The following is a 12,317-nucleotide window of genomic DNA, read 5'->3' on the forward strand; positions in this document are numbered from 1 at the left end:
AGAAGGCCCCCTTAGTTAACGCTGTTTTTCCCCGGAAGTAGCTTGTCCTTAAGCTCAAGCATACGGCCCACGCCAGAACCCAACTTCATCAACGTGTTTAACTTTTCAGGTCCAAGATTTTGAAGCTCTTCAGACCATGCCGTAATTGATTCGAGTAAATCGTGAATTTCGTTCAGTTTATGTTGTGCATTCGCCTCTTTTTCATTGGCAGGTGCGTCAAGCAACAAATCACGCAGTAGACTCATTGTTGGGTCTATCTCGCGCTTTCTTCGTTCTTCAAACACTCTATTGGCCAGTGTCCAAATATCGCCAGCCGGAATAAAGAACTCTTTTCTCTCACCAGGAACAAGATGCTGTTTAACTAAGCGCCATGACTGAAGCTCTTTTAAACCCATGCTGGTATTGCCTCTGGATATGTTGAGCGCATCCGCAATTTCCTGCGCCGAAATGGGCTCTTCGTTTAAAACAATAAGCGCTAGAATTTGCCCAACTGTTCTGTTGAAACCCCAACGACTTCCCATTTCACCAAAGTGCATAACCGCAGATGTAATTAAAGGCGTCATTTTCATTTTTGACTTCCAGAAGTTTCAGAAATTACTGAAAGTTTATTGCTTAGGATCAATAAACACAAGTTTTATTCGTGATATTGCGTACGAATTTTTGAAAATTTAATATTCTTCTTATTAAGCGCTGCAATGATTTGACATGCTTCTTCAATAGAAAATTGGTATCTTATAGAGTAAGTCTAGGAACACACTGCGAAAATTCGCTTTATTGATATTTGGCGCAAAGTAATGCAAACAATTGACCATACCCCTACAACGCTTCAAAACTGTGAAGATGAAGCAATTCACTTGATTGAAAGCGTGCAGAGTTTTGGGTATGTCATTGCCATCAATCCTAGTACTAAAAAAATTCAGGTAGTGAGCGAGAACATTAATGACATGTTCAAAGTAGACGTCGTTCCCGGTGAAACACTTATCACTGAACTAATTGACATTCCCACTCCTGAAGCGCGCACATTCCAGACTATTTATGATGCTGTAAAAGGCGGAAATGTACGCCACGCCTACCAGTGGAAGTTTGCTGAAAATGCGCTCCATCTCAAAGATTGGGAGAAAGAAGGGAGTGGCGTTGCCTTCGATTCTAATGGGCTGTTAGTTATTGAGCTTGAGCCAACCCCTCAACTAAGCTTTGAGGCGGCGCAGCAATGGGTGCCAATGGATGTAGATATTCGCGCATTGTTACCCAATGTCGATGACCGCGACTCCATAGGCGATGTTGCCGATGCTATCGCTCAGGTATTTAAGCAATACATAGGTTTCGACTCGGTCATGGTTTATCAGTTTGACAAAACCTACTGTGGTGAAGTAATTGGTGAAGCCGCAAGTACAGATTCTCGCTCATTCAAAGGGTTGAAGTTTCCGGCTTCGGACATCCCCAGTCAGGCCCGTGAACTGTATCTAAAAAATCGAGTGCGCTGTGTCTACGATGTAGAAGAGCAAGTTATAGGCCTTAAGCCTTCGGTTAAAGAGGCAGAACGTCCGCCATTGGATTTATCAATGTCAATGGTTCGCTCTGTTTCGCCTATGCACATTGCCTACCTTAAAAATATGGGGATCCGCTCTTCATTTTCAGTTTCGCTTGTTTTTGAGGGTAAGCTGTGGGGATTGTTAGCATGCCACAACAGTGAACCTGCTTACATCGACCAGAAGAAACGTTTAGTTTGCGAATCATTAGGTCACCTTTATGCCTGGCAGCTTCACACGAAAGCACTGCATAAAAAGAAAGAGCAATTTCAAATTCGCCAACGCAAGCTGAACTATATTGTTCATCAGCTTACTTCATTCACGAACCCGCTTGAGGCCATCACGCAGAAAGAAGGAGACTTACTGGATGTTGCTGATTCGTGCGGTATGGCGGTGGTTACCCCTACGGGCAACTATCTGGTTGGTAAGACTCCCACAGAGAAAACCTTGGCAAAATTACTCGAAAAATTTGCCATTAGCGGCTCTGAGCAGTCCATTGCTATAAACCGATTAACAAACGAAATTTTAGATAGTGGCGACCTAAACGGCATTCGAGGCATGTATATTTCCTGCGTGTCTTCAAAACTGGGCTACTACACGGTTTGGTTTAGGGAGCAGAAAGACAAGACCATTCGTTGGGCGGGTCGCGATGCAGCCAGAAAAGATATTGGAAAGTCTCTTACTCCTCGTAATTCGTTTGATATGTATTTGCAAAGTGTCGCTGATGAATCGGTAGAGTGGACCGAAGATGACCAACTAATCATTGAAGGTTTTGATCATCTGTTTATACCTTACGCGCTAAGCTTAAAAGCGTCGCTCGATAAGCAAATTAGTAAATTAGAAGAGCTGGATAAAGCGAAAGATCAGTTTCTTGCCAGCATTTCTCACGAGCTACGTTCACCACTTAACTCCATTGTGGGGTGGACCGATTTAGCGCTTATGGATGTCGGCAATGTGGACAGAATGACTGATGCCCTTGGCGTGATAAAGCGCGCGGCATCAACTCAGGCAGCACTGATCAACGACATTCTCGATTTATCCCGTATTATTTCAGGTACGATGAAGCTCAGTACCCATTCGCTTAATATCGCAGGGTCCATATCTGAAGTTGCCAAATCTTTTGAGGCTGGGTTTGCGAGCAAGAATATTCAGCTATCGATAAATTGCGAAGACGATCACACGCAAATTCTGGGTGACAATCTCCGTATAAAACAGGTTATCAATAACCTGTTGAGCAATGCGCTTAAGTTCACGTCGAAAGGCGGTACTGTGCATGTAAGAGGTCGAAGAGAGCATTCGAACTACCTTTTCCGCGTTAAAGACAATGGCAAAGGTATGACACGCGAGCAGCTAGCTCATGTTTTCGAACGTTTTTATCAAGGCAAAAACGAGCACAACAAACATGGGTTGGGCTTAGGCCTGTCTATTGTGAAAAGTTTAGTAGAGATGCACGGCGGTGAAATTTATGCTGAAAGCGACGGGCTTAATGCGGGAACAACGTTTTACGTAACGCTCCCGATTGCGCCGCTTAATTTGCATGACGACATTATTGAAACTAAGAGCTCTGAAATTAGCGACCTGACCGAATCTTTGCGTTTGAACGGCTTACGGATTTTAGTCGCAGAAGATGAGCAAGACGCCCGTGATTTCATAAAGCTGTTTCTAGAATCCAACGGCGCGCGAGTTAATGTTGTGAAGAACGGCCTGTTAGCATGGAAAGAAATTAACGATATGCCCGAAGCCTTCGATCTACTATTGTCGGATATTGGTATGCCGGAAATGGACGGGCTGGGTTTAGTTTCAAAAATAAGAGCCAGTGAAATACCAGAAATTGCAAAGCTTAATGCCGTAGCACTGACCGCTTATGCCTATACATCTGATCGCGTTAAAGCACTTAAAGCTGGCTTTAACAACTATGTGTCAAAGCCGGTCGATGGCGAAGAATTGCTGACTATTCTGGAAATGTACTTGCCAGAAACGTCACACTAACGCAGACGACTCCCCGTCTTTTTTGCAACCTTTGATCAGCGGTATTACGAAGATAGAGCGCGAAGATAGAGCGTTAACAAGGCTGACGCATATCTTTGAATAGGCCATTTAGTTTAAGCAACGACAGGTATGCTTTGTAGTGTAGAAGTCGCGTAGTCGACTTCGTGCTTCTCTACCTAATTTAATGCCTTTCAAAGTTAAAGTTCACTGAAGTCAAAATTCATCTACCAGCGGCGGAGTAATAGCTGGTAGGTGGTTTTATCTAACAGCGACTCGCGGGGCGACGAACTTTCTTTATCGGAAAGGGCAGCACGCGCTTCCTCAAGCGATGCATACCTATCCCCGTCAATATAAAACGCGCTGGCTTCAGACGTAGGTTTACCGTCAAGGGAATAGGCGGTGTTTAACAAGTCTGACGTGGTAGTTATGTTGCTGTGCCCGATAAAGTCGGCAACGCCATCGCCATTCACATCTTTGGTGAGCCAAGCTAACTCAAGTGGCTGATTCAATTCCCCCGAATTCTGCATTGTCGACACAGCTTGATTGAATTGCGCAACAATCCTTTCAGCGTTAGCAACATTTTTGCTGATAGCTATTTGAAATCCGGTTTTTGCTAGAGGTTTTGCTGAAAAGTGGAGGGTTTCTTCATTATCGTTAGCCAGCAGTATGTTTAGCTCGCGCGCAAGCAGCTGGGTGGTAATTAAGTAAGGCGCTCTATCGTCGGCAAGTTGGCGAAATGCATCAAAAGTAGTGGGGTTGCGTGACCACTTTATATCTTTCAGCAGTCTGAATGATGGCGTATTCGCAAAGCGATTTTCAATAGCGACCCGGTTGTCTTTTAAATGAGGAAAAAGCTTTATTGCCTCAACGTCCGCCTCTTTACTTACCGCGTAAAGGTAAATGGGTAAGTAGATATCGGATAGAACATAGTTGCTGCTGTCCTCGCCCAAATTAACGTAGGCAAATTCACCGTCTAGCTTACCTGTCAGTACAGAACTGCCCAAAAAAGCTTGTCGCATAACCTGAAGTTGGATATCCAACTCCGCCTTCTGAAACACCTTTTCGAGCAGTGTGTTAACTCGAGCAGGCTCCCCATCGTCGCTTATGTAGGTCTCGAAGGAAGCTGCACCTAATTTGGTAGGGGCGGCATGTAATTGCGAAACATTAAAACAACAAAGGGCTAGGCTTATGCCTAATAAAGAAAGACGTTGAGTGAAAATAGAGAGCGAGAACGCGCTGAATCTTACCAAAGGTGAACTCCGAACTGCCGTCATACATTTACTACACTGTAATGCAGTTAGTCGCTTAATTCCAATAAACACATACTGGCTTAAATTAACAAAATGTAAGCGACATCAATATATTGAGTGTAGTGTCCACGTTTATACTAGCTTTTATTGAGTAAAGTCATTCGTGACGATAAGCCGGTTTCACTACCAGCTTAACGTCACGAACTTGATTGCATGCGTAATTGGGGGCGCATTGGATGCGCATAAGTGCGCTCAATATAGGCGCTCAACATAAACGCTCAATTTAAACGCTTATTCTCCAAAGCTTCCCGCAGGACCTGGATAAACCACTACGCTTTCAACACCGTCCTTGTTAACGCTGGCTACGCCAAAGAAGTAGTTGTCGATAACGACGTTCTCAAGCATAGCCTCGGTGACGTAACCCACATATTTACTGTATTCCCATTGCGGAGCATCAGTATGACGCCAGTATACTTTGTACCCTTTAAGCTGCGGGTTCTCTTCAGCGTCTAGTGCATCCCACTTTAAAAACGTGGAGGGTTGAACTGCACCGGCAATTTCTACATTTGCAGGTGGGTTCGGTGCCCACGCCATTGCAGCAAGAGAAACAGCATTAAGGCCAGTAAGTTTGGCTGCGTAATCAAAGTCGACGCCATCCAAGGTGTCACCATAGGCAATACCGTCTTCTACGCGAAGGTCTTGGTGCTGGCGGGTGTAGTTTTCGTTAGTTTCCATAATACGAATACCCGGGTAGCCCAAGTCGTTGAACGGGCGGTGATGGCCGCCACGGCCAAAACGGTCCAAGCGATAAATCACCATCGTGTCTAGGTTCTCAATATACTGATCGGCAATTTTATCGATGTAACGGGCAAGGTTACGGCTTGGTGAGTCAACTTCACCCCCGGTGAAACGTCGCATGCGTGCTTCTTTATCCGTTTCGGTTACGCGTGTGCCTTCAGCAAACAAGCGAGCGGTGGTGTTGTTAATCACACCGTTAACCCCTTCGATATTGCCTATCATATCATTATTGAGCACGGCTTTAATTCGCCAGCCGTCTTCCTTGGCTTGGTTTGCCATAATACGCCCGCCGAAAAGCCCTTGCTCTTCGCCAGATAAAGCAGCATACACGATACTGCCGTTAAACTTGTATTTGGATAGTACTCGCGCAGCTTCTAGGGTACCGGCAACACCAGAGGCGTTGTCGTTTGCCCCTGGTGAGTCAGAGGTGAAGTCCATTACATCAGAGACCCGTGAATCGATATCGCCTGACATGATGACGTAACGGTCTGGATCGGTGGTACCGCGTTGTATCGCGATAACGCTAACCACTTCTACTGGGTCGGGAATACGTTTTTCTCCGCTGATGACTTCCGACTGGTAGTAAACTTCTAAGCAGCCACCACACTCGGCTGAAATTTTATCAAATTTAGATTTAATCCAACGTCGCGCAGCACCAATACCACGTGTATCAGACTCGGTTTCAGAAAGGGTATGGCGTGTACCAAAGTTCACCAGCGTAGTAATGTCTTTTTCAATGTTTTCAGCGGAAACATTTTTGGCAATATCATAAAGTGCTTGCTGCTGCTCGCTTTGTGCGTGAGCGGCGAATGACGCTGTGCTACTTACCAATACAGCTGATGCCAGTACTTTCATTAATTCAGTTCTTATTTTTGCACTTATACTCGCTAGTGCGGGTCGGTTTTTTATCATTGTTATCTCCTGTTTTTATTTTTTCACCATAACGAATACGTGGCAAAGCTACAATTGGAGTAAACGTGTTTAATGGTTGGTCATCGCAAGGCATCGCGATTGAAAAAAGGAGTAAGACGCTGGGAATGAAAAATGACTTTAAAAAAACAAAAAAGCCGGCATTCGCCGGCTTTCAGAATATGGGTTTACGCTAGCGCTTAAATAAACGCAAACGCGTCGCCAAACAGGTTCTCAACTTTTAAGCCGCGTTGTGTAAAATCATCGCGTACGACTTTGGCCATTTCAAAGCGACCTGCTACGTAAACCTGAATATTGGCAAAGTCAGCGTGGTCTGCCATTACCGCATGGTGTACCCAGCCCGTTCTGCCTTTCCATTCGTCGCATGCAAACTCTACAACCGGCACAAAAGTGAAGTGTTCGTTAGCTTCAGCGAGCTCAGTTAGCTTGTCAGCTAAATACAAATCAGCCGCGTGTTTTCCACCCCAATAAAGGGTAAGTGGTGTCTTGTCGCCGCTATTAAGATGCTCTTGCAGAATAGAGTAGGTATATGAGAAGCCAGTACCACCAGCAATAAGCACCATAGGCAGGCCATTACTTTGCAAAAAGGCATTTCCATTGCCCACATTTACAGTAATTTCGCCATCCGCACGCATGCGCTCTAGCACTTCACCAGCGTAGCTGTTGCCAGGCTCTGCGCCAATGTGTAATTCAATGCGGCTATTATCAAATGCGGCATTGGCAATAGAAAATGGACGCATATCTTTTTCGCCCATTACCACCATGGCGTACTGACCCGCCTTAAACTCAACAGGGCTTTCTGGCGTTAATTCAACTTTTTGAACCACTTCGGTTAAAGGCGTGATGCTTGCAACCTTACACTTAATTTCTGACATGTATTCTCTTCTAACCTTCTTGCTTAGCGTGTCGCCTTTGCATGCGCTTAAAAAAAAAGCGCATGCTTCAATACAAAATAAATAGCGCTAAAAATAGTCGCTACATAATACCAAGACTGTCCCAAATATCATCAACGCGTTTTTTAACGTCTTCGTCCATCACAATAGGTACGCCCCATTCTCGGTCGGTTTCGCCCGGCATCTTGTTTGTTGCATCCATGCCCATTTTAGAGCCTAGCCCTGAAACCGGTGATGCAAAATCCAAGTAGTCGATAGGCGTATTTTCTATCATTACCGTGTCGCGGGCTGGGTCCATACGGGTAGTGATGGCCCAAATAACATCGTTCCAGTCACGCGCGTTGACGTCGTCATCGCACACTATCACAAATTTGGTGTACATGAACTGGCGCAAGAACGACCACACACCCATCATCACCCGTTTCGCATGCCCAGGGTATTGTTTCTTCATCGTCACTACTGCCATACGATAAGAGCATCCTTCAGGCGGTAAGTAGAAGTCGACAATTTCAGGGAACTGCTTTTGCAAAATAGGCACAAACACTTCGTTTAGCGCAACACCTAAAATAGCTGGCTCATCGGGTGGACGGCCTGTATAGGTTGAATGATAGATAGGATCTTTACGGTGGGTAATATGCGTTACCGTAAACACAGGGAAGTCATCGACTTCATTGTAATACCCGGTGTGATCGCCGTATGGACCTTCAGGTGCTGTTTCATCTTGTGCGATATAGCCTTCAAGCACAATCTCGGCACTGGCAGGTACTTGTAAGTCGTTACTAATAGACTTAACTACTTCAGTTTTGTCACCACGCAGTAGGCCCGCAAAAGCATATTCAGAAAGGGTATCTGGAACAGGAGTAACCGCACCCAATATAGTAGCGGGGTCTGCGCCAAGTGCCACAGATACCGGGTAGGGTTCGCCCGGGTGTGTTTGACACCACTCACGAAAATCAAGGGCGCCCCCACGGTGTGACAACCAGCGCATAATAAGTTTGTTTTTGCCGATAACCTGCTGACGGTAAATGCCCAGATTCTGACGCTTCTTATGCGGCCCTTTAGTAACACTCAAACCCCATGTTACCAAAGGCGCAGCGTCACCCGGCCAGCAGCGCTGTACCGGAATTTTTGATAAATCTACGTCGTCACCGGTAAGCACCACTTCCTGACAAGGGGCTTTTTTAAGGACTTTGGCAGGCATATTAAGCACCTGCTTAAATACTGGCAGCTTCTCCCAAAGATCTTTCAGCCCTTTAGGCGGCTCTGGCTCTTTCAAATAAGCCAGTAGCTTGCCTACTTCACGCAGTGCTTCAACAGACTCTTGACCCATGCCCATAGCTACGCGCTCTGGTGTACCAAATAAATTTGCCAATACGGGCATGTCGTGATTTTTAGGGTTTTCAAATAGCAGTGCAGGGCCGCCGGCACGCAACGTCCTGTCGGCAATTTCTGTCATTTCAAGGTCGGTATCAATGGGCTGGGTAATGCGTACCAATTCACCTTTAGCTTCTAGCTGGCGAATAAAGTCGCGTAAATCTTTGTACTTCATCAGTGCAGGTGCATCCACAAACTCAATTTATGGCAAGAATATACTATTTAGCGCCAAAGTCCGATCAGTAAGCGCTGTGTTTACACGATTAAACGTTTTACAGATAAATTACGCTTTACAGAGGTGCCATTTGGGTGTGATATAAGAAAGCGTTAAAAATATTAACAAATCTAGGGCTAATAGTGCTTTGGTGTGTGCGCTTCGGTATAGGTTGTTACCATAGTGCTTTGCTGAGGTGTTTTACAGTGGCCAGCGTGCTAAATCCCTACTAACCCTTTTGCCTAAGGTGGTTACATGAGTTCATTCGATCAGGACATGTTAGACGAATTAAATTTGTTACTGAAGTTTCCAACAGACAGCCTACTTCAAGGTTTAAAAATTCATCACGATGCAAGCCAAAGCATGGTGAACGCAGCATCCAGGCTATACTCCAAAGGCCTAATCACCCAGCCAGACGGTGGTTACCTAACTGATTTAGGTATTGACCTAGCAGATCACGCCCGCCATATCCAATCGGCCATGTGCCCACGAAAAAGTAGTCACTAAAAGCAAGATGCTGGCGTACGGTTAAATGCAGGTGGTCAACGTAAAGTTGAAAGCAGATATGAGCTGGCCGCAGACGCTCATGTGTCCATTCGTAAAGAAAAGCATGTCTTGGTTAAGATAATCTATAATTAGTCGATACCTTAACTAAGACATTGTAATCAACACATACTCTTTTGCTATGAAACGTATTCTACACACAGCCTTATTTATCTGCGCGACTGTCACCGGCTTTTCCGCTCATGCTCTTGAAGGGGAAACGATTGAAGAGCTTCGCGCAGTTCAGCTTTACAGCCAAGATGCCTTAATCGATATGATTAATGCTAATACGCATTTAGACAAAGTAGTGGCTGATCGATGCCAATTAGTGCAAGACATTGAAGCGCGTGCAAACGTGTTGAAAGTACCGGCCTACCAGTTTTTATGGGGAGATATGCTGGCATGGGGCGTGTGCGTAGACGCTGAACCTGCCCGTGGTATTGGCTACATGGAAGATGCCGCGAATCAAGGTTTGCCAGCAGCACTAGAGCAACTTGGGCGTTACTATGCCAAAGGCACACTCGTACAGCAGGATAAATCTCGCGCCGTAGTGTATTTACGTGAAGCCGCTGCGCTTAAAAATCTAAAAGCGCAAATTCACTTGGTTGAGTTGTTTTTGGACGGTTATGGCAGTCCTTACGATTATGAAGACGCATACCACTGGCTTTATAACTCGGTGACCAACGATAAAAAGCAGCATCAGCAAATTGCGTCTTACCTCGCTCGCTTAGAAAAATTAATGCACCCGAAAGCCGTGCGAGAGGCAAAGCGGCCTTTGGATAGTTAAAAGCCACAAGCGGCGAGGTGATAACGAACACCTGCGGGCAACTAAAATCTTATTGGCAGAAAGGCTGGCAAACACAACAAGCCAGCTTCGGCAAAAGTGAATTTATGTCCGTAGCACATCTATGTCTTTACGTAGGCTTAACGCTTACGCCAGCCAGTAAGCATAGGGCGAACTAACTGAATATTACCCATTCGTTGTACAGCAAACACGGAAGCAATATGCACCAACACACAGCCGTACAATACATCAGCCATAATACTGTGTATCCATTCCAGCGTACTGTTACCAAACATTGCGTCTATCTCTTCCATCATAAAACCGGTAACACCTAACCCAAGTAAAAGAGCAATTACCGCCATTACCATCAGCCAGCCGAAAGGGTTGTGGCCATGGCTAGTTGGCACTTGCCTATGTTTTAAGTGTTGAATATGTTCTGAAAAGGCCTGCTTGCTTAGCGAAATAGTGGAGAAGCTAGCGTGAGCTATGGAGCCCTTTTTGTTGGGATTAGCTGAATATAAGCCCCAAGCAACGCGTATAGATATAAGCGCTACGCCCACATAGCCCGCTATTTCATGAAAAAGCCGGCCCGGCTCTACAATAAAGTAGTTGGTGATAAAACTTGCAACAATGCCCCAGTGGCATACGCGCACTACCCAATCCCAAACATAAATATCTGAACCCGTGTCTTTAGCTTTGTGCATTACGTGACTTTCTCAGGGTAAAACAAAAACGCTGCAATAGTTTGCAGCGTTTTTATCAAGTTTTAAAGCAAGCGTTCGATGAACCGTTTGCTAAACAGAGTTTAGTGCATTTCTTTTTTAACAATGCTGCCATCAACAGGGTTAAAGTAAATCTCTACTTTGTTCTCTTCTTTATCGAAGCCGTAGATTTCGTAGCAGTTACCGCCTGTCACTTTAAATTCGTTGATTTTGTAGCCTTGCGCTAATAGCTGAGCCTGAAACGCATCTTGGTTCTGCCATTCAGCTTCAGGTGCAGTCGTACACTGCGTAGTGCCATGCTCTGCACTACAAGCACTTAATAGGGTCGCAGTACCAATAGCCGTAGCCATCATTAATTTCTTCATTGCAGTCTCCATTTCGCTTTTTAGTTAAAAGTTCTTTCTATCCTACTTAAATATTGTACTGACATTGTTCTTTTGTGCATAGAGGTTGCACTACTTTGTTGTACATAATTGAGTTCTGTTTGGTTTTATAACGGGGCACAGAATACTTGTCATAAAATTGCCTCCGACATGTCACGGATAGTTCATCGAACCGTCTCAAAAGCGTTCTACATTTTTGGGCTTTGATATTTCTAAACACTAGGCAATGTCGCCAATCTGTCGGCGAAATGTTTAAAAAATACATAAAACACCCAATAAGCACACAAAAGGAATGATTTGATGCGTCCTCTGTACCCACGAACGGTTCATCCACGCTCTCTGCTTGCCACAACAATTGCATTTGCACTATCAAGCGCCGCAATTGCACAAGAAGTAGCGCCCGACACAGAAAACGAACATAACTATATAGAAGAGATTACGGTAACCGCACAAATGCGTGAGCAGTCCGTTATGGATGTGCCTGTTACTATGGATGTAATAGGTAGCGAGTTCTTAGAGCGCACCAATATCATGGAACTTGATGAGCTTTCTCGTATTTTACCTAACGTTCAAATTCAAGAGCAGGCTGTAAGCTTACCGTCCTTTAATATTCGAGGCGTGACTGACGACGTATCTTCGGTGTCGGCAACGCCTCGCATCTCTGTATATCAAGATGGCTTTGATATCAGTAAAAAGACGGTAGCCAGCGTCGCGCTTTTTGATATTGCGCGCGTGGAGGTTTTAAAAGGCCCCCAGCCAACCTTGTTTGGTGTGGCGGCAGCCAATGGTGCGGTAAGTATTCATTCTAATCTTCCCACCTTCGAACAAGAAGGGGTTCTAGGGATTTTCCCCTCTAAAAAGACTTAATCCTCTGTAGACCACACCAATAAATGGCTGCGGAGGTGGGT

The 12,317-nt window shown here is 45.1% G+C and carries 10 protein-coding genes and 1 pseudogene; 4 read left to right on the forward strand and 7 right to left on the reverse strand.

Annotation, left to right across the window (positions count from 1 at the left end; all coding sequences use genetic code 11):
• Positions 1 to 11 precede the first annotated feature (11 nt).
• On the reverse strand, positions 12 to 569 hold the full coding sequence (locus QME20_RS07570) for a MarR family transcriptional regulator (RefSeq protein ID WP_014999724.1): 558 nt from the start codon (positions 567 to 569) through the stop codon (positions 12 to 14).
• A gap of 225 nt (positions 570 to 794) precedes the next feature.
• On the opposite strand from QME20_RS07570, the gene QME20_RS07575 reads away from it, so the two are divergent.
• Positions 795 to 3,518, forward strand: coding sequence for an ATP-binding protein (locus tag QME20_RS07575; RefSeq protein ID WP_281715712.1), 2,724 nt, complete (start codon positions 795 to 797; stop codon positions 3,516 to 3,518).
• 224 nt (positions 3,519 to 3,742) lie between these two features.
• Here QME20_RS07575 and QME20_RS07580 read toward each other — a convergent pair whose 3' ends face one another.
• The 4 genes from QME20_RS07580 to ubiD form a co-directional block, all read right to left on the reverse strand.
• The gene (locus tag QME20_RS07580; protein ID WP_281715713.1) at positions 3,743 to 4,768 is read right to left on the reverse strand and encodes a transporter substrate-binding domain-containing protein; all 1,026 of its coding nucleotides are present in this window, start codon (positions 4,766 to 4,768) and stop codon (positions 3,743 to 3,745) included.
• Between the two features lie 291 nt (positions 4,769 to 5,059).
• Positions 5,060 to 6,421, reverse strand: a complete 1,362-nt coding sequence (locus QME20_RS07585) for a M28 family metallopeptidase (RefSeq protein ID WP_281715717.1) — start codon at positions 6,419 to 6,421, stop codon at positions 5,060 to 5,062.
• Between the two features lie 254 nt (positions 6,422 to 6,675).
• Positions 6,676 to 7,371, reverse strand: a complete 696-nt coding sequence (gene fre, locus QME20_RS07590; protein ID WP_049586742.1) for an NAD(P)H-flavin reductase — start codon at positions 7,369 to 7,371, stop codon at positions 6,676 to 6,678.
• 100 nt (positions 7,372 to 7,471) lie between these two features.
• Positions 7,472 to 8,938 carry a 4-hydroxy-3-polyprenylbenzoate decarboxylase gene (gene ubiD / locus QME20_RS07595; protein ID WP_014950926.1) on the reverse strand — a complete coding sequence of 489 codons (1,467 nt, stop codon included), beginning with the start codon at positions 8,936 to 8,938 and terminating at the stop codon, positions 7,472 to 7,474.
• Between the two features lie 294 nt (positions 8,939 to 9,232).
• On the opposite strand from ubiD, the gene QME20_RS07600 reads away from it, so the two are divergent.
• Both QME20_RS07600 and QME20_RS07605 read left to right on the forward strand, forming a co-directional pair.
• Positions 9,233 to 9,484, forward strand: coding sequence for a TIGR02647 family protein (locus tag QME20_RS07600; RefSeq protein WP_014950925.1), 252 nt, complete (start codon positions 9,233 to 9,235; stop codon positions 9,482 to 9,484).
• A 178-nt stretch (positions 9,485 to 9,662) separates the two neighbouring features.
• Positions 9,663 to 10,307 carry a tetratricopeptide repeat protein gene (locus QME20_RS07605; protein WP_014977534.1) on the forward strand — a complete coding sequence of 215 codons (645 nt, stop codon included), beginning with the start codon at positions 9,663 to 9,665 and terminating at the stop codon, positions 10,305 to 10,307.
• Between the two features lie 137 nt (positions 10,308 to 10,444).
• Here QME20_RS07605 and QME20_RS07610 read toward each other — a convergent pair whose 3' ends face one another.
• On the reverse strand, positions 10,445 to 11,008 hold the full coding sequence (locus QME20_RS07610) for a cytochrome b/b6 domain-containing protein (protein ID WP_281715714.1): 564 nt from the start codon (positions 11,006 to 11,008) through the stop codon (positions 10,445 to 10,447).
• Positions 11,009 to 11,109: 101 nt separating this feature from the next.
• Positions 11,110 to 11,391 carry a PepSY domain-containing protein gene (locus QME20_RS07615; RefSeq protein ID WP_281715715.1) on the reverse strand — a complete coding sequence of 94 codons (282 nt, stop codon included), beginning with the start codon at positions 11,389 to 11,391 and terminating at the stop codon, positions 11,110 to 11,112.
• Positions 11,392 to 11,709: 318 nt separating this feature from the next.
• On the opposite strand from QME20_RS07615, the pseudogene QME20_RS07620 reads away from it, so the two are divergent.
• Positions 11,710 to 12,243 (forward strand): annotated as a pseudogene (locus QME20_RS07620) (TonB-dependent receptor plug domain-containing protein); the annotation flags it as partial.
• Positions 12,244 to 12,317: the final 74 nt, after the last annotated feature.

The sequence above is a fragment of the Alteromonas sp. CyTr2 genome (assembly GCF_947311905.1).
Classification (GTDB): domain Bacteria; phylum Pseudomonadota; class Gammaproteobacteria; order Enterobacterales; family Alteromonadaceae; genus Alteromonas; species Alteromonas macleodii.

Excerpts from the sequence above, each read along its gene's own strand:
- QME20_RS07570 (WP_014999724.1), bottom strand. The coding sequence starts at position 569 with ATGAAAATGACGCCTTTAATTACATCTGCGGTTATGCACTTTGGTGAA.
- QME20_RS07575 (WP_281715712.1), top strand. The coding sequence starts at position 795 with ATGCAAACAATTGACCATACCCCTACAACGCTTCAAAACTGTGAAGAT.
- QME20_RS07585 (WP_281715717.1), bottom strand. The coding sequence starts at position 6,421 with ATGAAAGTACTGGCATCAGCTGTATTGGTAAGTAGCACAGCGTCATTC.
- fre (WP_049586742.1), bottom strand. The coding sequence starts at position 7,371 with ATGTCAGAAATTAAGTGTAAGGTTGCAAGCATCACGCCTTTAACCGAA.
- ubiD (WP_014950926.1), bottom strand. The coding sequence starts at position 8,938 with ATGAAGTACAAAGATTTACGCGACTTTATTCGCCAGCTAGAAGCTAAA.
- QME20_RS07600 (WP_014950925.1), top strand. The coding sequence starts at position 9,233 with ATGAGTTCATTCGATCAGGACATGTTAGACGAATTAAATTTGTTACTG.
- QME20_RS07605 (WP_014977534.1), top strand. The coding sequence starts at position 9,663 with ATGAAACGTATTCTACACACAGCCTTATTTATCTGCGCGACTGTCACC.
- QME20_RS07610 (WP_281715714.1), bottom strand. The coding sequence starts at position 11,008 with ATGCACAAAGCTAAAGACACGGGTTCAGATATTTATGTTTGGGATTGG.
- QME20_RS07615 (WP_281715715.1), bottom strand. The coding sequence starts at position 11,391 with ATGAAGAAATTAATGATGGCTACGGCTATTGGTACTGCGACCCTATTA.